The organism is Serratia sp. S4 (genome assembly GCF_000347995.1).
Lineage (GTDB): Bacteria > Pseudomonadota > Gammaproteobacteria > Enterobacterales > Enterobacteriaceae > Serratia > Serratia quinivorans.
Window position 1 is genome coordinate 1,464,280 of sequence record NZ_KB661120.1, and the last position, 21,145, is coordinate 1,485,424.

General features: G+C 57.1%; 22 protein-coding genes. 9 read left to right on the plus strand and 13 right to left on the minus strand.

Annotation, left to right across the window (positions count from 1 at the left end):
- Positions 1–151 precede the first annotated feature (151 nt).
- Both map and SERS4_RS0107620 read right to left on the minus strand, forming a co-directional pair.
- Positions 152–946, minus strand: a complete 795-nt coding sequence (gene map, locus SERS4_RS0107615) for a type I methionyl aminopeptidase (protein ID WP_012005799.1) — start codon at positions 944–946, stop codon at positions 152–154.
- Positions 943–1,146, minus strand: coding sequence for a ParD-like family protein (locus SERS4_RS0107620; RefSeq protein ID WP_006324220.1), 204 nt, complete (start codon positions 1,144–1,146; stop codon positions 943–945). The genes map and SERS4_RS0107620 overlap by 4 nt, the downstream gene beginning before the upstream one ends.
- A gap of 169 nt (positions 1,147–1,315) precedes the next feature.
- On the opposite strand from SERS4_RS0107620, the gene ddlA reads away from it, so the two are divergent.
- Positions 1,316–2,419, plus strand: coding sequence for a D-alanine--D-alanine ligase (ddlA, locus tag SERS4_RS0107625; RefSeq protein ID WP_012005801.1), 1,104 nt, complete (start codon positions 1,316–1,318; stop codon positions 2,417–2,419).
- 320 nt (positions 2,420–2,739) lie between these two features.
- On the opposite strand, the gene SERS4_RS0107630 is transcribed toward ddlA, so the two are convergent.
- Both SERS4_RS0107630 and SERS4_RS0107635 read right to left on the minus strand, forming a co-directional pair.
- On the minus strand, positions 2,740–3,519 hold the full coding sequence (locus SERS4_RS0107630; RefSeq protein ID WP_012005802.1) for an ABC transporter substrate-binding protein: 780 nt from the start codon (positions 3,517–3,519) through the stop codon (positions 2,740–2,742).
- Positions 3,520–3,561: 42 nt separating this feature from the next.
- Positions 3,562–4,716: a pyridoxal phosphate-dependent aminotransferase gene (locus tag SERS4_RS0107635; protein ID WP_017892028.1), complete on the minus strand. Its 1,155-nt coding sequence runs from the start codon at positions 4,714–4,716 to the stop codon at positions 3,562–3,564.
- Positions 4,717–4,936: 220 nt separating this feature from the next.
- Between SERS4_RS0107635 and SERS4_RS0107640 the strand changes: the two genes are divergently transcribed.
- From SERS4_RS0107640 to SERS4_RS0107665, 6 genes are all read left to right on the plus strand, one after another.
- Positions 4,937–5,866: a LysR substrate-binding domain-containing protein gene (locus tag SERS4_RS0107640; RefSeq protein ID WP_017892029.1), complete on the plus strand. Its 930-nt coding sequence runs from the start codon at positions 4,937–4,939 to the stop codon at positions 5,864–5,866.
- A gap of 116 nt (positions 5,867–5,982) precedes the next feature.
- Entirely contained in the window at positions 5,983–8,280 is a 2,298-nt protein-coding gene (bglX, locus tag SERS4_RS0107645; protein ID WP_026142262.1) for a beta-glucosidase BglX, read from the plus strand.
- 168 nt (positions 8,281–8,448) lie between these two features.
- Complete coding sequence (locus SERS4_RS0107650) at positions 8,449–9,498, plus strand: ABC transporter substrate-binding protein (RefSeq protein ID WP_017892031.1); 1,050 nt, start codon at positions 8,449–8,451, stop codon at positions 9,496–9,498.
- Positions 9,495–10,493: an iron ABC transporter permease gene (locus SERS4_RS0107655; protein WP_017892032.1), complete on the plus strand. Its 999-nt coding sequence runs from the start codon at positions 9,495–9,497 to the stop codon at positions 10,491–10,493. Before SERS4_RS0107650 ends, SERS4_RS0107655 begins: the two co-directional genes overlap by 4 nt.
- Entirely contained in the window at positions 10,486–11,265 is a 780-nt protein-coding gene (locus tag SERS4_RS0107660; protein WP_017892033.1) for an ABC transporter ATP-binding protein, read from the plus strand. Before SERS4_RS0107655 ends, SERS4_RS0107660 begins: the two co-directional genes overlap by 8 nt.
- On the plus strand, positions 11,258–11,989 hold the full coding sequence (locus tag SERS4_RS0107665; RefSeq protein ID WP_017892034.1) for a substrate-binding domain-containing protein: 732 nt from the start codon (positions 11,258–11,260) through the stop codon (positions 11,987–11,989). Before SERS4_RS0107660 ends, SERS4_RS0107665 begins: the two co-directional genes overlap by 8 nt.
- Positions 11,990–12,020: 31 nt before the next feature.
- Here SERS4_RS0107665 and SERS4_RS0107670 read toward each other — a convergent pair whose 3' ends face one another.
- The 7 genes from SERS4_RS0107670 to lsrK all read right to left on the minus strand — a co-directional run bounded on the left by SERS4_RS0107670 (position 12,021) and on the right by lsrK (position 18,079).
- Entirely contained in the window at positions 12,021–12,317 is a 297-nt protein-coding gene (locus tag SERS4_RS0107670) for a hypothetical protein (RefSeq protein ID WP_012005810.1), read from the minus strand.
- Positions 12,314–12,949: an AAA family ATPase gene (locus SERS4_RS0107675; RefSeq protein WP_017892035.1), complete on the minus strand. Its 636-nt coding sequence runs from the start codon at positions 12,947–12,949 to the stop codon at positions 12,314–12,316. The genes SERS4_RS0107670 and SERS4_RS0107675 overlap by 4 nt, the downstream gene beginning before the upstream one ends.
- A gap of 276 nt (positions 12,950–13,225) precedes the next feature.
- Positions 13,226–13,567 carry an HNH nuclease YajD gene (yajD, locus tag SERS4_RS0107680; RefSeq protein WP_004942039.1) on the minus strand — a complete coding sequence of 114 codons (342 nt, stop codon included), beginning with the start codon at positions 13,565–13,567 and terminating at the stop codon, positions 13,226–13,228.
- A gap of 58 nt (positions 13,568–13,625) precedes the next feature.
- The gene (locus tag SERS4_RS0107685; RefSeq protein WP_012005812.1) at positions 13,626–14,087 is read right to left on the minus strand and encodes a GNAT family N-acetyltransferase; all 462 of its coding nucleotides are present in this window, start codon (positions 14,085–14,087) and stop codon (positions 13,626–13,628) included.
- Positions 14,088–14,139: 52 nt separating this feature from the next.
- The gene (locus SERS4_RS0107690) at positions 14,140–15,033 is read right to left on the minus strand and encodes a LysR family transcriptional regulator (protein ID WP_012005813.1); all 894 of its coding nucleotides are present in this window, start codon (positions 15,031–15,033) and stop codon (positions 14,140–14,142) included.
- A gap of 60 nt (positions 15,034–15,093) precedes the next feature.
- Positions 15,094–16,278, minus strand: a complete 1,185-nt coding sequence (locus tag SERS4_RS0107695) for an MFS transporter (protein ID WP_012005814.1) — start codon at positions 16,276–16,278, stop codon at positions 15,094–15,096.
- Between the two features lie 235 nt (positions 16,279–16,513).
- Positions 16,514–18,079, minus strand: a complete 1,566-nt coding sequence (gene lsrK / locus SERS4_RS0107700; protein WP_017892036.1) for an autoinducer-2 kinase — start codon at positions 18,077–18,079, stop codon at positions 16,514–16,516.
- Between the two features lie 193 nt (positions 18,080–18,272).
- Between lsrK and lsrG the strand changes: the two genes are divergently transcribed.
- Positions 18,273–18,566 carry a (4S)-4-hydroxy-5-phosphonooxypentane-2,3-dione isomerase gene (gene lsrG, locus SERS4_RS0107705; RefSeq protein WP_012005816.1) on the plus strand — a complete coding sequence of 98 codons (294 nt, stop codon included), beginning with the start codon at positions 18,273–18,275 and terminating at the stop codon, positions 18,564–18,566.
- Positions 18,567–18,653: 87 nt separating this feature from the next.
- A complete protein-coding gene (locus tag SERS4_RS0107710; protein ID WP_017892037.1) occupies positions 18,654–19,247 on the plus strand; it encodes a LysE family translocator in 594 nt (197 codons plus the stop codon).
- Here SERS4_RS0107710 and SERS4_RS0107715 read toward each other — a convergent pair.
- Entirely contained in the window at positions 19,244–20,062 is an 819-nt protein-coding gene (locus tag SERS4_RS0107715; RefSeq protein ID WP_017892038.1) for an AraC family transcriptional regulator, read from the minus strand. The two genes, SERS4_RS0107710 and SERS4_RS0107715, sit on opposite strands and share 4 nt — an antisense overlap.
- Before the next feature lie 143 nt (positions 20,063–20,205).
- Positions 20,206–21,054, minus strand: coding sequence for a PA4780 family RIO1-like protein kinase (locus SERS4_RS0107720; RefSeq protein ID WP_012005819.1), 849 nt, complete (start codon positions 21,052–21,054; stop codon positions 20,206–20,208).
- Between the last annotated feature and the right edge of the window lie 91 nt (positions 21,055–21,145).

Here is a 21,145-nt window from a genome sequence, read left to right on the forward strand (position 1 = left end):
TCAAGCTGCAGCGTTGTTATCTGCACTCGCTCACCCCAGTTACTTACTCGAGTAAGCGCCTGGGGATGAGCGAGTTGGCCGCCTAGCTGCAACTTGAAAGCTATAGGGTATGAATTGAATTACTAACTTATTAGGCTGCTAGCCTGGTGGCTTAATAACGCTCTGCAAAACCGGCCTGGCGTTCTTCGTCCCGCAGCGTCAGGATCTCCACGCCGTCGGCGGTGACTGCCACGGTGTGTTCCCATTGGGCCGAAAGTTTCTTGTCGCGCGTTACCACCGTCCAACCGTCTTTCTTCTGTTTAATCCGGTGGTCGCCCTGGTTAATCATCGGTTCGATGGTAAACACCATGCCTTCCTGCAACACCATACCGGTTCCCGGTTGGCCAAAGTGCAGCACCGCCGGCTCTTCGTGCATATCCCGGCCGATACCGTGACCGCAGTACTCACGCACAATACTGTAGCCGGCCTGTTCGGCGTGCTGCTGAATTGCATGGCCGATATCACCCAGCGTCGCCCCCGGTTTTACTGCCCGGATGCCTTGCCACAACGACTCATACACGTTGTTCACCAGGCGCTTGGCGACCGGCGTGGTCTGGCCGATGCAGTACATCTTGCTGGAGTCGGCAATGTAGCCGTCGTTTTCCAGCGTAATATCGACGTTAACAATCATGCCGGAACGCAAGATTTTGCTGACCGACGGAATGCCGTGGCAGATAACGTCGTCGATCGACGTATTGAGCACATAAGGGAAATCGTACTGCCCTTTGCTGGCCGGGCGCGATTTCAGCTCATTGACAATAAAGGCCTCGGCGCGGTCGTTGATCTCCATGGTGGAGATGCCCTCGACAATCACCTGATCGAGCATAGCAAACACCTGCGCCAGTAGGGCGCCAGAGTGACGCATTTTGGCAATCTGTTCCGGCGTTTTGATCACAATCTCTTTCACCCGACAATCTCCTTCAACGTCAGCGCGTTATCTTTCATCATTTTTTTTACCAGTTGGGGATAGGTCAGTTCCGGATGGAACTCCGCCAACATGCCAATCTTGATCCAGTATTCCGCCTGCGCGTTGATCGAACGCGTCATCGTCAGGCTGGCGAGGCGCAGATCGTCATGCAGCGCGTCAGAAATTTTCACAATGCCCATCGTCTGTTCCATTAGTGATTTATATACGGAGTGTATATGGTTTGGATGCTGCAAATTTTGCTTTCTGTGGCATGGGAATATTCTTGGTCACAATGATTGTCGCCGCCCGGCAATGCGTTTATTGTGATAAACGACTTTTTTGCACTGATTTTTCAGAAGGATTTAGGGCGTGAGCAAATTACGTGTTGGGGTGATCTTTGGCGGTAAATCGGCGGAGCATGAAGTTTCGCTGCAGTCGGCAAAAAATATTGTGGATGCAATCGACAAAGAGAAGTTTGACGTCACGCTGCTGGGGATCGACAAGCAGGGGCAATGGCACATTAACGATGCGTCCAATTACCTGCTGAATGCGGAAAACCCGGCGCTGATCGCGCTGAACCGCTCAAATAAAAATGTGGCGCTGATCCCCGGTCAGGAGAAACAGCAGCTGATCGAGTCGGGCAGCCAGGGCGCACTGGGCCAGTTGGATGTGATATTCCCGATCGTACACGGCACATTGGGTGAGGACGGTTCGCTGCAGGGGCTGTTGCGAATGGCTAATCTGCCGTTCGTCGGTGCCGGCGTGTTGGGGTCGGCGGTCAGCATGGATAAAGACGTGACCAAACGCCTGCTGCGTGATGCCGGGCTGGCGATAGCGCCGTTTGTGACGCTGACCCGCAGCAACCGCGCCAAATTCGATTTTGAGCAGCTTAGCGAACGTCTGGGGCTGCCGCTGTTTGTTAAACCGGCCAACCAGGGCTCTTCGGTAGGGGTCAGCAAGGTACAGGATCGCGCCGGTTTTGAAGCTGCGGTGGCGCTGGCGTTCAGCTTCGATCATAAGGTGCTGGTGGAGTCGGCGATTGTCGGTCGTGAAATAGAATGCGCGGTATTGGGCAACGACGAACCTCAGGCCAGCCTGTGCGGCGAAATCGTGCTGAGTGACGCCTTCTACTCTTACGACACCAAATACATCAATGAGCAGGGTGCTCAGGTGATAGTGCCGGCGGCGATAGAACCGGAGGTGAGCGATAAAATCCGCGACGTGGCGCTAAAAGCCTTTCGGGCGCTGGAGTGTTTCGGGCTGGCGCGCGTCGATGTATTTCTGACGCCGGACAACAACGTGGTGATCAACGAAATCAACACGCTGCCAGGCTTTACCAATATCAGCATGTATCCCAAACTGTGGGCCGCCAGCGGTGTCAGCTACAGCCAATTGATCACTCGCCTGATTGAGCTGGCGATGGAACGCCATCAGCAGGATCGCGCTTTGAACAGCTCGGTGTTTGACCGGTAAGCGGGCATAAAAAAAGAACCAGGTTGGTGGCCTGGTTCTTCTATTATCGGCTCTAAAAGAGAGCTGTGTCGCACATACTTGTCATCCTTTTTTCAGTGTACCCGGTGTTTTGTTTGATTACAAACCGCTCAGTCTGTTTTATAGTCAATGGCGATGACAGGTGTGTCGGAGTAGTACAAGGCGGGTGGTGAATCACAAACGATTTCCATTGGTCCCGACTGGATACGGGTGGTGCCGTCCGGTTTGCTCCCACCCAAAGGTGTGCTGCATGTACTTCAAGAGCTGAGTTAACCACTCAGCTCTTTTTTGAAGCTGGTTTCTTACTTCACCGTCACGTCAATATCGCCAAAATACTTCTTCGCCAGCTCGCTCACGGTGCCTTGCTGCTTCACTTTGACGATCGCCTCATTCAGTTTTTTCTTCAGCGCGTCATCACCCTTACGCAGGCCGAAGGCAATGCCCTCACCGAGGATTTTGTCGTCGCTGACCGCATCACCGACAAAGGCGAAACCCTTACCGTCCGGGTGCGCCAGGAAACCGCTTTGGCCCGACGGTGCCATGACCAGCGTTGCGTCGAGCCGCCCGGCGGTCAGGTCAAGATAAGCCTGATTCTGATCCTGATAGGACACCACGTCTACACCCTGCGGCGCCCAGTGGGCCTTGGCGTAGGTTTCCTGAATCGAGCCTTGCAGCACGCCGACATGCTTGCCTGCCAGCGAGGTGGCGTTTGGCAACAGACCGCTGTCGGCCTTGGCGATCAGGCGATTTGGCACCTGATAGATTGAATCGGTAAAGTCTATTGCCTGACGACGCTGGTCGGTGACGTTCATCGCCGAATTGATGGCGTCGAACTTGCGTGCCTTCAGCGCCGGGATCAGGCTGTCGAACGAGGTCTCGACCCAACTGCATTTTAACTGGGCGGCGGCACACACCGCGTTGCCCAGATCGATATCAAAACCTTCCAGCTTGCCGCTGGCCGATTTGGATTCGAACGGTGGGTACAGCGCTTCCAGCCCGAAGCGCAGGGTGTTTTCCGCCGCCAGCGTGGAACCGGCGGCCAGCAGGCAGCCTGCGGCGATCAACGTTTTCAGTGATTTCATAGTTGGAGCCCTTTTCCCATGGTCAAAGCAAAAATAAATTTCTTATACCTGACACAGACGGCGTGCGCCCTCCAGCAGGGTCTCATTGTCTTTTGCAAAACTCAGTCGAATGATGCCGGTGTTGGTGCCGTCGCTGTAAAACGCCGACAGCGGGATCGTCGCAACTTTGGCTTCGCGGATCAGGCGCACCGCAAAATCGTTGTCGCTTTCGTTACTGAAACCGCTAAAGCGGGCCAGCATAAAGAAACTGCCACGGCTGGGCAGTAATTCAAAGCGCGAATCCTGCAGCGCGCTCGCCAGTAAATCACGCTTTTGTTGATAGAAGTCTGCCAGACCCAGATAACTTTGCGGATTGCCCAGCGCCTCGGCGAAGGCGTACTGCATCGGCGTATCGGCGGAGAACACCATAAACTGATGCACCTTGCGGATCTCGTCCATCAACGCTGCCGGCGCCATGCAGTAGCCGACACGCCAGCCGGTCACGTGATAGGTTTTGCCAAACGACGACACAATCACGCTGCGTTCTGCCAACTGTGGGTGGCGCGCCATGCTGTGGTGGATATCGCCGTCGAACACCACGTGTTCATAAACCTCGTCGGACAGGATGACGATATCGGTGTTGCGCGTCAGGGCGGTCAGCCGTTCGATGTCATGCTCGCCAAACACGCTGCCGGTCGGGTTGTGCGGACTGTTGACGATGATCATCCGCGTTTTGCTGTTGATGGCGGCGGCGACTTCGTCCCAGTCAATATGCAGATCCTGCAGCGACAGTTTGATGGCGACCGGCGTAGCGCCTTGCAGACGTACAATCGGCGCATAGCTGTCGAACGCCGGTTCGAAATAAATCACCTCATCGCCCGGATGCACCAGTGCGCTGATGGCGGAATACAATCCTTCACTGGCACTGGCAATCACCGTGATTTCTTCGTCGGCGTCATAGCGTGCGCCATACAAACGTTCAACTTTATCCGCCAGCGCGGTGCGTAATGCCGCCACGCCGCTCATCGGCGCGTACTGGTTATGACCGTTGCGCATGGCTTGCGCCACCGCTTCAACCAACTGCGGTTCACAGGCGAAGTTCGGTGCGCCCTGCGACAGGTTCAACGCCTGATGTTCGGCGCTAAGCTGGCCGATAACGGTGAAAATAGTGGTGCCGACGTCCGGCAACTTCGAGCGGTGTGAGCAGGCGCTCTGCATGAGTGGCTCCAGGGAAATGGGGGAGATATCGCTTGATTAAGCATCACGGAGGGTGGGCCAACAAGGGAAAGTTTGTCATACTCGCCATGCACAGAGATCATGGCTGTTATCTTCTGCTCATCGCCACGGGCGCAGCATGCAGCGCCCCTACCATGCGGGATCGCCGTAGGGGACGCATATATTCGTCCCGACCATTTTCTGGCATCTAAAGGAGCTAACTATGTCGTTATCCTTACCTTCGCTCGACGTGTTGAAAACCTTTGTGGTGGTGGCCCAGCGGCTTAATTTCACCCATGCAGCCCAGAGCCTGCATCTGACGCAGGGCGCCGTCAGTCGGCAGATCCTCGGGCTGGAACAGCAACTGGGTTACCCGTTGTTCAGCCGGCGGGCACGCGGCCTGACGCTGACCCCGCAGGGCGCGATGTTGCTGGTGCCGGTACAGCAGGCGCTGGGGCAACTGGACGAGGCACTGGCTCGGGTTGGGGCGCAACCGGGCACTCTGCGCATCAAGTGCCCGACCTGCGCCATGCGTTGGGTGCTGCCGCGCATTATCCGGCTGCAAAATGAACGGCCGGAAATGCATATTGAGCTAACCGCCTCGGTGTCGCACGGGCTGGATTTTGGCGCCGAACATTTTGATGCCGCGGTGGTATTCGGTCAGCCACAGGGCAAAAAATTGCGGGTGCATCACCTGTTCGATGAAATTCTTACGCCGGTCTGCACGCCGTCTTACCTGCCGGATTTGTCACGCCCCCTGACCCCGGCCGATCTGGCGGATAAAACCCTGCTGCACCCCACGCGCGATCGCCGCGATTGGTTACTGTGGTTGAAGGCGGTGGGGCAGGAGGCGTTGCCATCCGGCAAGGCGCAGCATTTCGATACGCTGGATCTGGCGATGAGTGCCGCGCTGCAAGGCTTTGGCATCGCCATCGGCGACCTGTGTCTGCTGGAGGAAGATATCCAGGCGCAGCGTATCGTCACGCCGTTCCCGCTCAGCGTGGCCAGCGGCGCAGCCTATTATTTGGTCTATCCTGAACGGGCGGTGGTGCCGCAGGCATTAACCGAACTGGTCAATTTCCTCAGCGATGAAGCGGCGCAAAGCCGTAGCCGGCTGCAAAATTATCGAGCAGCCTCCGCTAACAGCTTGTAACTTTTAACATTACAAATTATTTCTGCGCCGAAAAGGAGTATGGCACACTGCCTTTTCACATTGATAAATCATCTCCGTCGCCGCCTGCGGCGGGAACATGCCTGAGATTAAAAAATATGAAATGGCTTTGTGTGGTGAGTATGTTGTCCGGTCTGGCCATCAGCCCGGTTTTTGCGCAGGAAAGCGCCGTGATCCAGGGCGTTAATGCCCAGCAGCGCGACGCCTTTGTCAGCAACCTGATGAAACAGATGACGCTGGAAGAAAAAATCGGCCAGTTGCGCTTAATCAGCGTCGGGCCGGATAACCCGAAAGAGGCGATCCGCGACGGCATCAGCAAGGGGCAGATTGGCGCCATCTTCAATACCGTCACCCGGCCGGATATTCGCGCCATGCAGGATCAGGCGATGCAGCTCAGCCGCCTGAAAATTCCGTTGTTCTTTGCCTACGACGTGGTGCACGGCCAACGCACCGTGTTCCCGATCAGCCTTGGGCTGGCGGCCAGTTTTGATCTCGAAGCCATCGCCCTCAGTGGCCGGGTATCGGCGCAGGAGGCCAGCGACGACGGCCTGAACATGACCTTCTCGCCGATGGTTGATATCACCCGCGATCCGCGCTGGGGCCGGGTTTCGGAAGGCTTCGGCGAAGATACCTGGCTGGTGTCCAAAATCGCCAAAGTGATGGTGGATGCCTACCAGAATGGCGATCCTTCCAAGCCTGGCGCAATCATGGCCAGCGTGAAGCACTTCGCGCTGTACGGTGCCACCGAGGGTGGCCGCGATTACAATACCGTCGATATGAGTCCACTGAGAATGTACCAGGACTACCTGCCGCCTTATAAGGCCGCGGTTGACGCCGGCAGCGGTGGGGTGATGGTCTCGCTCAACTCGATAAACGGCATTCCGGCTACCGCTAACCCCTGGTTGCTGAAAGATTTGCTGCGCGACCAGTGGGGCTTCAAGGGCATCACCATCAGTGACCACGGTGCGATTAAAGAGTTGATCAAACACGGCGTGGCCGCAGATGCGCGCGATGCGGTGCGCCTGGCGATTACCTCCGGCGTCGATATGAGCATGAGCGACGAATATTACGACCAATACCTGCCGGGGCTGGTGAAGGACGGGCTGGTATCGGAAAGTGACATCGACCGTGCCTGTCGCGACGTGCTGAATACCAAATATGATATGGGCCTGTTTAAAGACCCTTACACCCACTTGGGGCCGGTCGGTTCCGATCCGCAGGACACTAACGCCGAAAGCCGTTTGCATCGTGCCGAAGCGCGCGTAGTTGCGCGTAAAACCATGGTGCTGTTGAAGAATGACAAGCAGACGCTGCCGCTCAGCAAGCAGGCGACCATTGCGCTGGTCGGGCCGATGGCCGACAGCCAGCGTGATGTGATGGGCAGTTGGTCGGCGGCCGGGGTGATTAAACAGTCGGTCACCCTGCGTGAGGGTCTGGAACGTGCGGTGGGCGACAAGGCTAAAATCCTCTACGCCAAGGGCGCCAACGTCACTCAGGACAAGAGCATTATCAACTATCTGAATGAATATGAGCCGGCGGTAGTGTTTGATACCCGCTCGCCACAGCAGATGATTGACGAAGCGGTGCAGGCGGCGAAGAAAGCCGACGTAGTGGTGGCGGTGGTGGGGGAATCGCAGGGCATGGCTCACGAGGCTTCCAGCCGCGCCGACATTACCATTCCACAAAGCCAACGTGATCTGATCGCCGCGCTGAAAGCAACCGGCAAACCGCTGGTGCTGGTGCTGATGAATGGCCGACCGCTGGCGCTGAGCTGGGAAAGTCAGCAGGCGGATGCGATGCTGGAAACCTGGTACAGCGGCACCGAGGGCGGCAATGCGGTGGCCGACGTACTGTTTGGCGACTACAACCCGTCGGGCAAGCTGCCGATGACCTTCCCGCGTTCTGTCGGGCAGATCCCGATGTACTACAACCACCTGAATACCGGCCGTCCGTTCGGCAAGGAAAACCCGGGCAAGTACACCTCCCGCTACTTCGACTCACCGAACGGCCCGCTGTATCCGTTTGGTTATGGCCTGAGCTACACCAGCTTTAGCCTGTCGGATCTGAAACTCTCCAGCCCGACGATGGCGCGCAACGGCAAGATCACTGCCAGCGTCACGCTCAAGAACACCGGTAAATATGATGGTGCCACCGTGGTGCAGTTGTATCTGCAGGACGTGACCGCTTCGGTCAGCCGCCCGGTGAAAGAGCTGCGTAACTTTAAAAAGGTGATGCTGAAAGCGGGGCAGGCGCAGAAGGTGGAGTTGCCTATTACCGAAGAGGATCTCAAGTTCTATAACGCCAGCCTGAAATGGGGCGCGGAACCGGGCAAGTTTAATGTGTTTGTCGGCCTGGATTCCGACGACGTACAGGCGCAGAGCTTTACGCTGAAGTAATATCTGATGACCCTCTCTCGCTACCGCGGGGGAGGGTTTTGTTGGCGTGCAAGGCCAACACTTCTTGTTTATCTCCCCTCATTTCCTCAATCGTTGATCCCGCTGATTGTTTCGCCATGACTATCGCTATATCATTTTGTATATAACGATAACTCACCGGAAATCCCCATGTTGAAACGCTTCCCATGGCTGTTGCTGCTTTTTGTCCTTTTCTCTTGTGCCGCGCAGGCGGATCGTCAGGTGACTGACCAACTCAACCGACAGGTCACGCTGCCCGATACCATCACCCGCGCGGTGGTGTTGCAACACCAGACGCTGAACCTGCTGGTGCAGCTCGATGCTCTGCCGCAGGTGGTTGGCGTGCTCAGCAGTTGGAAGAAGCAACTGGGCCCGAATTATCTGCGCCTGGCACCTGGGTTGGCGAACATGCCGATGCCGGGCGATCTTACCTCGGTAAATATCGAAAGTTTGCTTAGCCTGCATCCACAGGTGGTGTTTGTCGCCAACTATGCGCCGCCGGAAATGATTGCCCAGATTGAAAGGGCCGGTATCCCGGTGGTGGCCATTTCACTGCGCCGCGAGGCGGCGGATCAGGCGGGGAAAATGAACCCGGTGCTGAAAGATGAAGATCAGGCTTATAACCTGGGCTTGCAGGATGGCATTCGCCTGATCGCCAGCGTAATGGGCCACCAGCCACAGGCCGAGGCGCTGATCCAGGACGTGTTCCAGCAGCGGGCGCTGGTGACGGACCGGCTGCGCGACCTGCCGGAGGATCAGCGGGTGCGGGTCTACATGGCTAACCCGGACTTAACCACCTACGGGTCGGGTAAATACACCGGGCTGATGATGCAGCATGCCGGGGCGCTCAACGTGGCGGCGAAGGAGATTAAAGGTTTTAAGCAGGTGTCGATTGAGGACGTGCTGAAGTGGAACCCGGCGGTGATTTTCGTACAGGAGCGCTACCCCGAGGTGGTGGAGCAAATCCTCAATTCGCCGCAGTGGCAGGGGATTGATGCGGTGAAAAATAAGCGCGTCTATCTGATGCCGGAATACGCCAAGGCCTGGGGTTACCCGATGCCGGAAGCGCTGGCGCTGGGCGAATTATGGATGGCTAAAAAGCTTTATCCGCAGCGGTTCAGCGACGTTAATTTGCAACAGCGAGTGGATGCCTACTACCGGCAGTATTACCGCAGTAGCTGCTGCCAGAGTGAGCCATGAGGCTGGGCTGGCTTATCCTGCTGACGTTGCTCTGCGCATTGCTGTCATTGGGCATTGGTCGCTACCCGGTATCGGCGACTCACAGCGTGATGATCCTGCTGGAGCCGCTGACCGGTCCGCACGGTGGCATTGATGAGGTACAACGTCAGGTGATCCTCGGGGTGCGCGTGCCCAGGGTGTTGCTGGCGATGGGTGCCGGGGCGGCGTTGGCCCTGTGCGGCGCGGCGTTGCAGGGCGTGTTTCGCAACCCGCTGGTGGATCCGCATATTATCGGCGTCTCCTCCGGTGCGGCATTTGGCGGTACGCTGGCGATATTACTCAGCCTGCCGATGGTGGCGCTGTTGCTGTCCGCTTTCGTGTTTGGCATGGCGGCCCTGCTGCTGATTTTTGCCATTACCAGCGCTATCGCCCGGCGCAATATTCTGTCGCTGGTGCTGGCCGGCGTGATCCTCAGCGGCTTTTTCTCCGCCTGCGTCAGCCTGCTGCAATATCTGGCCGATACCGAAGAGAAACTGCCGAGCATCGTGTTCTGGCTGTTAGGCAGTTTCGCGACCGCCGACGATAACAAACTGTTGATGCTGTTCCTGCCGTTGCTGCTGGCCGGTGGGTTACTGATGGCGTTGCGCTGGCGTATTAATTTGTTGTCGCTGGGAGATGAGGACGCCGCAGGATTGGGCATCAACGTCGAACGAACCCGCTGGCTGATTTTGACGCTGTGTGCCGCCATTGTCGCGGCACAGGTGGCGGTCAGTGGCAGCATAGGCTGGGTCGGGTTGGTGATACCGCATGTTGCCCGGTTGCTGGTCGGCCCGGATCATCGTCGCCTGCTGCCTGCCTCAATGTGCCTTGGTGCGCTGTATATGGTGTTGATAGACGATTTGGCGCGTACCCTGAGCAGCAGCGAAATCCCATTGGGGATCCTGACTGCGCTGATTGGTGCGCCGCTGTTTGCGTTGCTGTTGCGCCGGGCGCAACTGAGAGGTTGGCATGGCTGAGACGCTATTGACGGTCAGGGATTTGAGCTTTGGCTGGCCCGGTCAGGCCCCGTTGTTTAACCGGTTGGATCTGCAGTTACAGCGCGGTGAGGTGCTGGCGGTGCTTGGCCCCAACGGGCGTGGCAAGAGCACTTTGATGCAGTTGCTGCTCGGCACCTTGCCCCTGCAGCAGGGGGAGGTTGAACGTGGCAAGGGTATCGGCTTTGTGCCACAGCATTTCAGCGCTCCCTTTGCTTATCGGGTGCTGGATATTGTGCTGATGGGGCGGGCACGTTACGTGGGTCTGTTCCGTACCCCGTCGGCGGAGGATCACCGATTGGCGAAAGAGGCGCTGCATTCGCTGGATATGCTGGGCTTTGCCGATCGCGAATTTGGCAGCCTGTCCGGCGGGCAACGGCAATTGGTATTAATAGCCCGCGCACTGGCGATGAGCTGCGAGGTGTTGATGTTGGACGAGCCGACCTCGGCATTGGATTTACATCATCAGGACCGGGTGTTGAGCCTGATCTCGCAGCTGGCGCGGGAGCGGCAGATGGCGGTGATGTTCTCTACCCATCAGCCCAACCACGCTCACGCAGTGGCCGATCGCGCCCTGTTGTTAGGGGCCGCAGGACAACATCAGGTTGGGCCTTGTGCCAGGGTGCTGACGGCCGAAAGCCTGTCGCCGCTGTTCGATTTAACGATTGAGCGGGTAGCATTGCAAATTGACGGTCGGCAGTTCGAAACCCTGGTGCCCTTGTATCGCAGCCAACGGGAGCGTGGATGTGAGTAATATTTTATTGTTCGCCGCAGGCAGCCTGCGCGGGGCATTGGGTCCGTTGCTGGCCGCGTTTCAGGTGCAAACCGGTGCAGCGGTGGAGACGGTATTTGGCCCGGCGGGCCTGTTGCGCCAGCGAATCGAAACCGGGGAGCGACCGCATATTTTCGCTTCGGCCAATCTGGCGCATCCGCAACGATTGGTGGATTTGCGCTTATCGTCACAGGTGCAACTTTTTGCCCGGAATAGGCTGTGCGCCACGGTACGAAACATTGCCGGGTTAACGGATCGTCCCTTACTGGAAGTGCTGCGGGACTCACGGTGGCGGGTGGCGACGTCAACGCCGGGCGCTGACCCTTCCGGCGACTATGCGCAGCAACTGTTCGAGCGTATTGAGCTGTTGGCACCGGGGCAGGGCGTCGCTTTGCAGCAGCGGGCTTTGGCGTTGGTAGGCGGGCCCGACTCCGTGCCGCTGCCGCCGCATCGACTGGCGGCAGAGTACCTGCTCAATAGCGGCCAGGCGGATATTTTCCTCGGCTATGCCAGCTATGGTGCAGCGTTGGCGTGCTATCCCGAATTGTTGGTGCGCCAGTTACCCACGCCACTGGCGATAGAAGCGGACTATGGCCTGTGCCTGCTGGATGTGCGAGCGCAGCCCTTGGCCGAATTTATTCTGGCGGAGCAGGGGCAGGGGATACTGAGGGAACAGGGCTTTTTACCTGCCAACAGAATAGGTTAGTAGCTTATCAAGTTGGCAGGTTGTGAGGCTATTACAGTTTTTTCAGCAGTTGCAGCAGGTGGTCTTCGCTCTTCTCGGCCAGGCCGTCGATCGCCAGCTTGATAATGTCGGAGCGGGTAATGCGCACCACGCCGTTTCGTGCTGCCTGCACAATGATTTCATCAATGGCGTCGACGTGGTTATCGGTCAGGCTGACCGAAATAGCTTTATAAGTGCGTTTGCGGCCCTGCGGTTTGGCTTCCGGCGCGGGGGCCAGCAAGGTGTGGGAAGTGGCGCTGTTGATGAATTCGTCTTCCGACATACGCTGGCTTGGGGTGCGTTTTTTCACAGGATCACCTCCTTCACCAGGCTTTCGATTTCCGCCTGCGCTTTTAGGTTATTCGCCTCATGCACGGTGATGGCTTCGCCCCAGGCATCGCGGTAAATCTTGCGGTCGCACAGACGGTTACTGACCAGCTGCAACTCCGGATATTCGCTCAACACCTGCGCCGCTTCGTTAGCTTCATTAATAAAGATATTGGTCGGGCACATGTTCAGCACAATGAAGCCTTTCACTTTCTCGTTATATTCCTGCGCGGTGGCAAACATTTCCGACAGATAACCGACGGTGTCCAGATCCATCTGTGATGGGCGCAGGGGGGAGAGGAACAGATCGGCGGCCAGCAGACCGGAACGCAGCTCGGCGCTGTCACGGCCGGCGGTATCGACAATCACGTAATCGTAATGGCGATCCAGCTCCAACAGCGTCTCTTTGATTTTGCCCGAGGCAGCCACCACCGGGATATGCGGCAGGCCTTCGACATTCTGGCGGTCGTTGTACCAGGTCATGATTGATTTCTGATCGTCAGCATCAACGATGATGGCAGTTTTGCCCTGTTTGAGGATCAGATATCCGGCGATATTGACCGCCTTGGTCGATTTCCCTACGCCACCTTTTTGCGAGCCAATCAAAACAATCATGCTGCCATCTCTCAAGTTATTAAGTTGATAGCTTATTAAGTTAACAACTTATTGGGTTGGTAATTAAACAGGTTAACAATAACAACGCTTGAACAATATGCACCAACGACGGCGGCTTGCCAAGCCAGTATGCGGTTAACTTTACAGCTTATTTTGCTGCTAACTTAGTAGCTGGGTAAGTAGGAATGCTCTGGGAAGTGGCTGCGCGGAGAGAGTTTTTTTAATTTAGCAGCTTAATAAGTTATTAAGCTGCTAATGATGATTGAGCGGCAAAGGTTACTTTTTCAACATCGACTTCAGATTGGCGAACGGGTTATGGGTGGCTACCCCGACGTCTTTTTGCGCGTCTTCACCGGCAATCACCGTGGAGCCGTACTGATCGGCTTCGGTGTATTTGGAGTGCTCATGATCGTGGCAATACAGGCACAGCATTTCCCAGTTACTGCCGTCTTCCGGGTTGTTGCTGTGGTCGTGATCGATATGGTGGACCGTCAGTTCACGCAGGTTGGAGTAAACAAACTCGCGCGAGCAACGCCCGCAGACCCAGGGGAAGATTTTCAATGCTTTTTCGCGGTAGCCGGTCTCCAGCCTCGCGTAGTTTTTGGGGATATATGCCATGGTGTGTGCCCGTCGGGTGATAACAATAATACGCTAAATAATACCACAACGTGCCGGGTTACAGCGTGCGGCACATCACCGTCACGTCTTCGCCACAAACCTCCCGCAACTCAACCGGTTGCCAGCCCAGTTTTTGATACAGCAACTGTTGATCGGGAGTGTAGAGATACAATTCGGCGATTTGTTGCTGGCGGCAGTGGGCGACGCAGTGATCGATCAGGCGGCGAGCCACCCCCTGACCGCGGTGCTGGGGGGAAGTAAAGACTTCACCCAGCCAGAACTTTCGCTCCGGTTTATCCGCCAATTCGTAAACGATCAGGCTGGCAGTGCCGAGGATCTCTTGTTGCGGCGACAGAGCCAACAGCGCCATGCCAGGGTGCTGCGGTTCGCAACGCTGTTCAAGACGCCGGCTGATTTTTTCGCGGCAGCTCCACGGGGGAAAATCCTGCCACTCCTGATGCAGTAATGCAGCCAGTTCATCAATGCGCTGGCGATACGCAGATAGTTGTTCAATATGCATGATTCGGTTCGTTTTTTGCCCAATGACAGCCAACTATAGCGGCAGTTTTCGCTTATTTGAAGGTCTCGATCGCCCAATCGATAAACACGCGCATCTTGGCGCTAAGATGGCGGTTGGAGGGATAGACCACGTACATCTGTTCCGAGGGCGGTTGCCAGTCGTGCAGCAGGCTGACCAGTTCGCCGTTGTCCAGATGCGGCTGCGCCATAAAGCGGAAGGTCTGGATCATGCCCAGCCCGGCCAATGCCGCCGCCAGCAGCGCATTGCTCTCGTTGACGCTGACGTGGTAGCGGTGCTGGATATCAATCTCTTTGCCCCGATCGACAAAGTGCAGCGGCTGGATGCGATCGTTCAGCGCATGGCGGTAGTGCGCCAACGGATAACCCTGTTCCAGATCGCACGGGTGTTGCGGCGTGCCGTGGCGCGCCAGATAGGCTGGGGTGGCGCAGGTGACCCATTCAAGTTCGAACAGCCGGCGGGCAATCAGGCTGGAATCGGCCAGCGGGCCGCTGCGGATCACGCAGTCGGCGCTGTCGTTAATCAAGTCGATCAGTCGGTCGCCTACGCCCAGGTCAATTTGGATTTGCGGGTAGCGCGCAATAAAGTCCGGCAGCGCCGGCAGCAGCAGTTGGCGTGCGGTGGATCCGCCGACATCAATCCGCAGCACGCCCTGCGGCGCACTCTGCGACTCGGTCATGCTGCCTTCCATCTGTTCCAGTTCCGCCAGCCACTTTACCGTCCGCTGGTAATAGCATTCGCCCTCGGCGGTGACCGACACGCTGCGGGTGGTGCGCTGAAACAGCTTGGTTTGCAGATGATCTTCCAAACTCTGGATAAGCTTGGTGACGGTGGCCTTGGGCATCCGCAGTGAATCTGCGGCGCGGGTGAAACCGCCGGTTTCCACCACGCGGTTAAACACCCGGATAGCGAGTAAATGATGATCCATAGCGCTCTCAGTGCAAAACCCCGGCAGAGGCCGGGGTGTGTTTCTGTAGATAAATAATGGTTATGACTGTTTAACGCCAATCATGCCGGAACGCAAGGTCAGGCCGAAAACCAGCGCGGCGGACAGCGTGAGTGCGCCGCCAAACAGCATGGCGCTGCTGACGCCTTGCCAGTCGACCACTTCACCACCCAGTAGCGCACCGGAGGCCAGCGCAATCTGGATCACGCAGACCAGCAGTGCCTGACCGGCTTCCGGTGCCTGTGGCACGGCGGCGAACATCCAGTTGGTGGCGCAGACCGGCACGGCGCCAAACGCCAACCCCCACACCATCACCATCAGCGTGGCACCGGCGATACCGCTAAGGAACGGCGAGACAATCAGGATAGCGGCCAACATGGCGGTGATCAGGATAAAGGTGGCACGCAGGCTGCGTTCGGCCAGTCGTTCACCCAGGAAGGTGCCCAGCAGGCCAATGGCACCGTAGGCCAGCAGTTGCAGTGATATCGCCGACGGGCTGAGGACAAACACCTGTTGCAGCAGCGGTTTCAGGTAGGTATAGGCGGCAAAATGGCCGATAAACAACAGCACGATGGCAATCAGCCCGGTACGTGCCATCGGCAGGCGCAGCGGTAACAGCAGATCGCGTGCGGTGACCGGGCGAGTAGGGGGGACCGAGGTCAAAAGGCGCAGTTGCGCCAGCAACACCCCGACGGCCAGCACCGCGCTGCCAAAGAAGGCGGCACGCCAGCCGAACAGGTCACCAATCAAGGCCCCGGCAGGGACGCCGCATACGGCACCCACCGAAATACCGCTGAGGATCAGCGCGGTGGCGCGTCCCTGGCTGGCTTCCGGCACCAGATGGCGGCCATAGTTGGCGGCGAAAGCCCAAAAGCCGCCGACGCAGATACCCAGTAACACGCGGCCCAGCAGCATCATGGGGAAGTTAACCGCCAGTGCGGAAACCAGATTGGAGATGGCCAGCAGTACGCTCAGCGCCAGCATCAGCAGGCGACGATCGAGCCGACCGGCTGCCAGGCTCAGTGCCGGTGCGGCGATCGCCGCGATAATGCCGGGCACGGTCACCATCAGGCCGGCTCTGCCGGTGCTGACATCCAGCGACGGCGCGATGTTGGTTAGCAGGCCGATCGGCAGAAACTCGGTGGTGACCATCACAAAGCAGGCGACCGTCAGTGAGAAAATCGCCAGCCAGGCTGATGGTGCAGGTTTATCATTATTATTCAGCATAATACCGCTCGTCCCAGTTCAAGGTGTAAACCGCGCTCAGGGCGCGGAGTGACAGAGATCACAATTTACGCAGGCATTGGCGGCGGATAAATCCGTTTGCGGTAGTTACACTGTTTCTGTGGGGGAATAATCACGCGAGGCAAGCATAGCGGCGGTTGGCAGCCAATCGGCCGGTAAAATGCTTAATTGGCATAAGCTTATGTGATGGGCACAGCAGGCTGTGCCCAAACCAGATTCACAATCCCGGCGCCTTCCACATCGAAGTGGTCAGGCCATGGTCTACCAGAGTTAGCTGGTCGGCATAGACCTGCTGCCAGGTTTCTTTTTGTCGTTGGTACAGCTGATGATTGGCCATATCCGGCTGATACTCAAGCTCCCAGCGCACCAGTTGCTCGCCGGTTTGTGCCAGCGACTCATATAGCCCGGCTCCCACGCCGGCAGCAATCGCACAGCCCAGCGCAGTGGCTTCTTTCACCACCGGCACGCGCACCGTCAGGCCAGTCACGTCGCTGAGAATTTGGCTCCACAGCTTACCCTTCGAACCACCGCCGGCGAACACCAGTGAACGTGCCTGTACGCCGGAAAAACGGGCGATCTGCTCCAGATTGCAAGCCGAAACAATCGCGGCGTTCTCTTCCAGGGCACGAAACAGCGTTTGTTTGTTGCAGCGTTCCGGGTCGAGCGACAGATTGATAAACGAAGGCGCGGCGTGGTACCAGGTTTTGAAATGCATGGCATCGGAGAAGATTGGCATCACTCCGTAGGCCCCTGGGGGGACACGTGCAGCCATCTCTTCCATCAGGCTGTAGGCATCCACTCCCAGCCGTTCTGCCATCAGTTTTTCTTCGGCGCAGAAGGCATCGCGGAACCAGCGCATGGTCAATCCGGTGAAGAAGCTGATCGACTCTGCTTGCGCCATACCCGGGATCACATGCGGATTGATACGGATGTTCATCTCCGGATCGGTGGCCGGCTCCGGCAGATTGACGATTTGTTGCCAGAAGGTACCCCCCAATACCGCAGTTTGCCCGGCATGCACCACCCCCAACCCAAGGCTACCCAGTTGCACATCGCCGCCGCCCATCACTACCGGCGTACCGCGCAGCAGGCCACTTTGTTGGGCCGCCTGTTCGGTGACGTGTCCCAGTACAGTGCCGGTTTCTTTCACCGGTGACAGCATATCGGCGCGTAGCCCGGCCATGTCGAGCAACGCTGGTCGCCAGTCACGGCTGACCAAATCCAGCATGCCGGTAGTCCCGGCGTTGGAAGGATCGACCGCCAGTTCACCGCTCAGCATGTTCGCCAGCCAGTCACTGATCATGGTCAGCGTCGCAGCCTGACGGTAAATATCCGGCCGGTGATGCGCCAACCACAGCAGGCGCGGCATGGCGCTTAACGCCAACGTTTGGCCCGAATATTGGTAAACCTCACGTTCGAAATTATGGTTATGCAGCTCTTTCAGCTCGCTGACCTCCTCGCTGGCACGCGCGTCAACGTTGGCGCAGGCCCAGATCGGCGTGCCGTCGCGATCGTAAAGCACTATGCCCTCGCGCATCGAGCAACAGGCGATGGAACGGATCGCCTGGCCGGAAATACCGGCGTTTTGCAGCGCCTGGCGAATGCACTGGCAGGTCAGTTGCCAGTTATGGGCCAGGTCAAACTCCATCGAGCCGGGCACCCCCGGCACCGCCAGATGCCGCCATTCCGCCTGGCCCTGAGCGATCTGATTGCCTGCTAGACTGAAGATGACCGCGCGAATGCTACCGGTACCTGCGTCCAGCGCCATCAAATAGTTATCCATAGCTCACACTCTCTGGGGTTGGGATCTTAACTATAGATGGCCTGTACTTTGTACTGATGAGGGAAACGGCGAGGCCGGCAGGATTTGTGAACTGTGCTGCAAAATTGCCGTTGCGGGGGGTAAATCAGCGGGAATAAACCTATGGTTGGAAAGCTATAGGGTATAGACCTTCAAGGTGAAACAAGGAGCCACCATGCACGTCACTCTGGTAGAAATTAACGTTAAACAGGACAAAATCGACGAGTTTATTGAGGTCTTCCGCGCCAATCATCTGGGCGCGATCGAAGAGCCGGGCAATCTGCGTTTTGACGTGTTGCAGGATGAAACCATCCCGACGCGTTTTTATATCTATGAAGCCTACCGGGACGAGCAGGCCGTCGCCGCCCACAAAAAGACGCCGCACTATCTGCAATGCGTGGAAAAACTGGAGGCGTTGATGACCGGGCCGCGCAAGAAAACCAGCTTTATCGGCCTGATGCCGGGTTAGGCCAGTACGCCAGGGTAATTTTATTCAATACATTGCTTACTCTGGCCGTCAGTCTGGCATCTGTGAACTCTTTCTCAGGTGCCCGTAATGAATATTTATCTTTCGATGGCCGCTTTTGCGCTGGCCTCCTCCATCACCCCCGGCCCGGTCAATATCGTGGCGCTGAGCGCCGGGGCGCAATTTGGTTTTAACGCTACCCTGCGGCATGTTTTTGGTGCCACGCTGGGTTTTACCCTGCTATTGATTCTGATTGGGCTGGGGCTGCACCAGTTACTGACGCTGTGGCCGGTGCTGACTCAGGTGATCCAGTGGGCAGGTATCGCGTTTTTACTGTTTTTGGCTTATCAACTGGCCTTTGACGACGGACGGCTGGGCAATGGCAGCCCGTCGCAAGCGCCTTCGTTCTGGTATGGCGCCTTGTTGCAGTGGCTGAACCCTAAAGCCTGGTTGGCATCGGTGGCCAGTCTGGGGGCGTTTGTCGCCGACGGTGACCGCTTGCTGTTATGGCAGTTCGCGGTGATTTATTTTGTCATCTGCTATGCCTCGGTGGCCTGCTGGGCCTACACCGGCGCGATGCTGAGCGGGGTATTGCAACAGGCTCGCAATGTGCAGCGTTTTAATCGTTTGATGGCGTTGCTGTTGGCGGCCAGTGCCTGCTATCTGCTGGCCGACGGCGTTTAGCGCGGGTTTTGGTACTGGCCGGGGGTGGCAGCCAGTAGCAGTTTGAAGGTGCGTTGAAAGTGCGCCTGATCGGCAAAGCCGCTTTCGCTGGCAACCGCGGCGATCGGATAGCCCCGTTTCAGCAGACGATGGCCGAACTGAATGCGCTGATTGACCAGGTAGGCGTGCGGCGTCATGCCGTAACGTCGCTTAAAGGCGCGAATCAAGTAAGAGGGTGAGAGCGCTGCCGCCTGGCAGATGGCTTCCAGCGTCAGTGGTTGAGTGCAATGTTGGCTGATAAAGGTCGCCGCCGCCTTGAGTCTCGGATGCTCGGCTTCGGCGGCAGGCAGGCGAACATCGTCCTGACAGATTTGTAGCTCGGTAAAGTATTCCACCAGGGCGATTTGTTTTTCCAACTGGCAGTGCTGCGGGTCGATCAAAAGGGAATAAAGCCGGTTCAGGCCATTGAACAGGGCAGGGTCACGGCTGATGACCTGATCAAATGGGATAAAACCACCGTCGCCACCGGCAATCTCTTGCTGCAGTTTACCCAGCCAGGTGGCATCAATATAAAACATGATGTATGACCAGCGCTGGTCGCCGATGGGGTTGCAGGCGTGGGCCTGCTGCGGGTTAATGATCACCACGTCGCCGGTACTGACCTGCCGCTGTTGGTGGCCGTTAATATAAATGCTGGTACCGCCGGTGATAGCACCGATGGAGAAAATTTCATGGCTATGCAGGGCGTAACAAACTTTGCGGCCATCTTCAATGGCGCGAGCTTCCACAAAAGGGAGCTGCGGATCACGCCAGAATTGCGGCGCGGTAGCGGTCATGAGCTTTCCTTTCAGAGACGACAGGGCTAGCTTGTTATAGCGTAAAATGAGCGTGGGGGGGAATGCGGATGATGATTTTTAATGTGTTTGGCTGTCTTCAGGATTGAATAAGCCCCGGCCACGCAGAGATGACCGGGGGGCTTTTAATCTTCTTCGTTACGGGCCATCAACTGGCGTTGGTGCTCTTCGCTGGCTGCCTGGATTTCCTCCAGCACTGAACCGACATCGGCGTGTTTGTTGCTTTCGACAAACTTGCCGGTCAACACGCTGGCCGGCGTCAGGTTACCTTCCTGATACAGCGCCCAAATCTCTTTGGCGTATTTGCTGCCCAGCAGTTCCGGCGCGTACTGGCCGTAAAAATGCGACATGTTGTTGATATCACGTTCGAACATGCTTTTGGCGTGGTTGTTGGCTGCGGCATCCACCACCTGTGGCAGATCGATAATCACCGGCCCATCTTTGTCCATCAACACGTTGAACTCCGACAAGTCACCATGTACCAGACCGGCACACAGCATGCGCACTGCGTAATTCATCATCAGTGCGTGATCGGCCCGTGCCTGTTCCGGCGTCAGGGTAACATCGCTCAGACGTGGAGCTACCAGGCCTTCTTCGTCGGTGATCAGTTCCATCAGCAGCACGCCATCGAGACAGATATCCGGTTGCGGCACACGCACGCCCGCTTTGGCGAGCAGGTACAGCGCGTCGACCTCGGTGTTCTGCCAGGCTTCTTCCTGCTGCTGGCGACCGAATTTCGACCCTTTGCTCATGGCACGCGCATCGCGGCTGTTACGCACCTTGCGGCCTTCCTGATAGTTCACTGCCTGCTTGAAGTTACGCTTGTCTGCTTCTTTGTAAACTTTGGCGCAGCGGATCTCTTCGCCGCAGCGCACGATAAAGACGTCGGCTTCTTTGCCACTTTTCAAACGGCGAATGACGTCGTCGATTAAACCATCATCTACCAATGGCTGGAGTCGTTTTGGAATTTTCATGCAGCCTTGTACCCTATTTAGGCTCCGGTGTGAATGGTTTGCTAAGGTGTTACCTCAATTTAGACCCGAAAGGCAAAATTTAGTTTGCCGC

Excerpts from the sequence above, each read along its gene's own strand:
- SERS4_RS0107710 (WP_017892037.1), top strand. The coding sequence starts at position 18,654 with ATGAATATTTATCTTTCGATGGCCGCTTTTGCGCTGGCCTCCTCCATC.
- SERS4_RS0107720 (WP_012005819.1), bottom strand. The coding sequence starts at position 21,054 with ATGAAAATTCCAAAACGACTCCAGCCATTGGTAGATGATGGTTTAATC.
- SERS4_RS0107630 (WP_012005802.1), bottom strand. The coding sequence starts at position 3,519 with ATGAAATCACTGAAAACGTTGATCGCCGCAGGCTGCCTGCTGGCCGCC.
- SERS4_RS0107620 (WP_006324220.1), bottom strand. The coding sequence starts at position 1,146 with ATGGGCATTGTGAAAATTTCTGACGCGCTGCATGACGATCTGCGCCTC.
- SERS4_RS0107660 (WP_017892033.1), top strand. The coding sequence starts at position 10,486 with ATGGCTGAGACGCTATTGACGGTCAGGGATTTGAGCTTTGGCTGGCCC.
- yajD (WP_004942039.1), bottom strand. The coding sequence starts at position 13,567 with ATGGCATATATCCCCAAAAACTACGCGAGGCTGGAGACCGGCTACCGC.
- SERS4_RS0107640 (WP_017892029.1), top strand. The coding sequence starts at position 4,937 with ATGTCGTTATCCTTACCTTCGCTCGACGTGTTGAAAACCTTTGTGGTG.
- SERS4_RS0107675 (WP_017892035.1), bottom strand. The coding sequence starts at position 12,949 with ATGATTGTTTTGATTGGCTCGCAAAAAGGTGGCGTAGGGAAATCGACC.
- SERS4_RS0107650 (WP_017892031.1), top strand. The coding sequence starts at position 8,449 with ATGTTGAAACGCTTCCCATGGCTGTTGCTGCTTTTTGTCCTTTTCTCT.
- lsrG (WP_012005816.1), top strand. The coding sequence starts at position 18,273 with ATGCACGTCACTCTGGTAGAAATTAACGTTAAACAGGACAAAATCGAC.
- SERS4_RS0107635 (WP_017892028.1), bottom strand. The coding sequence starts at position 4,716 with ATGCAGAGCGCCTGCTCACACCGCTCGAAGTTGCCGGACGTCGGCACC.
- SERS4_RS0107695 (WP_012005814.1), bottom strand. The coding sequence starts at position 16,278 with ATGCTGAATAATAATGATAAACCTGCACCATCAGCCTGGCTGGCGATT.
- bglX (WP_026142262.1), top strand. The coding sequence starts at position 5,983 with ATGAAATGGCTTTGTGTGGTGAGTATGTTGTCCGGTCTGGCCATCAGC.
- SERS4_RS0107685 (WP_012005812.1), bottom strand. The coding sequence starts at position 14,087 with ATGCATATTGAACAACTATCTGCGTATCGCCAGCGCATTGATGAACTG.
- SERS4_RS0107715 (WP_017892038.1), bottom strand. The coding sequence starts at position 20,062 with ATGACCGCTACCGCGCCGCAATTCTGGCGTGATCCGCAGCTCCCTTTT.
- SERS4_RS0107655 (WP_017892032.1), top strand. The coding sequence starts at position 9,495 with ATGAGGCTGGGCTGGCTTATCCTGCTGACGTTGCTCTGCGCATTGCTG.
- SERS4_RS0107690 (WP_012005813.1), bottom strand. The coding sequence starts at position 15,033 with ATGGATCATCATTTACTCGCTATCCGGGTGTTTAACCGCGTGGTGGAA.
- lsrK (WP_017892036.1), bottom strand. The coding sequence starts at position 18,079 with ATGGATAACTATTTGATGGCGCTGGACGCAGGTACCGGTAGCATTCGC.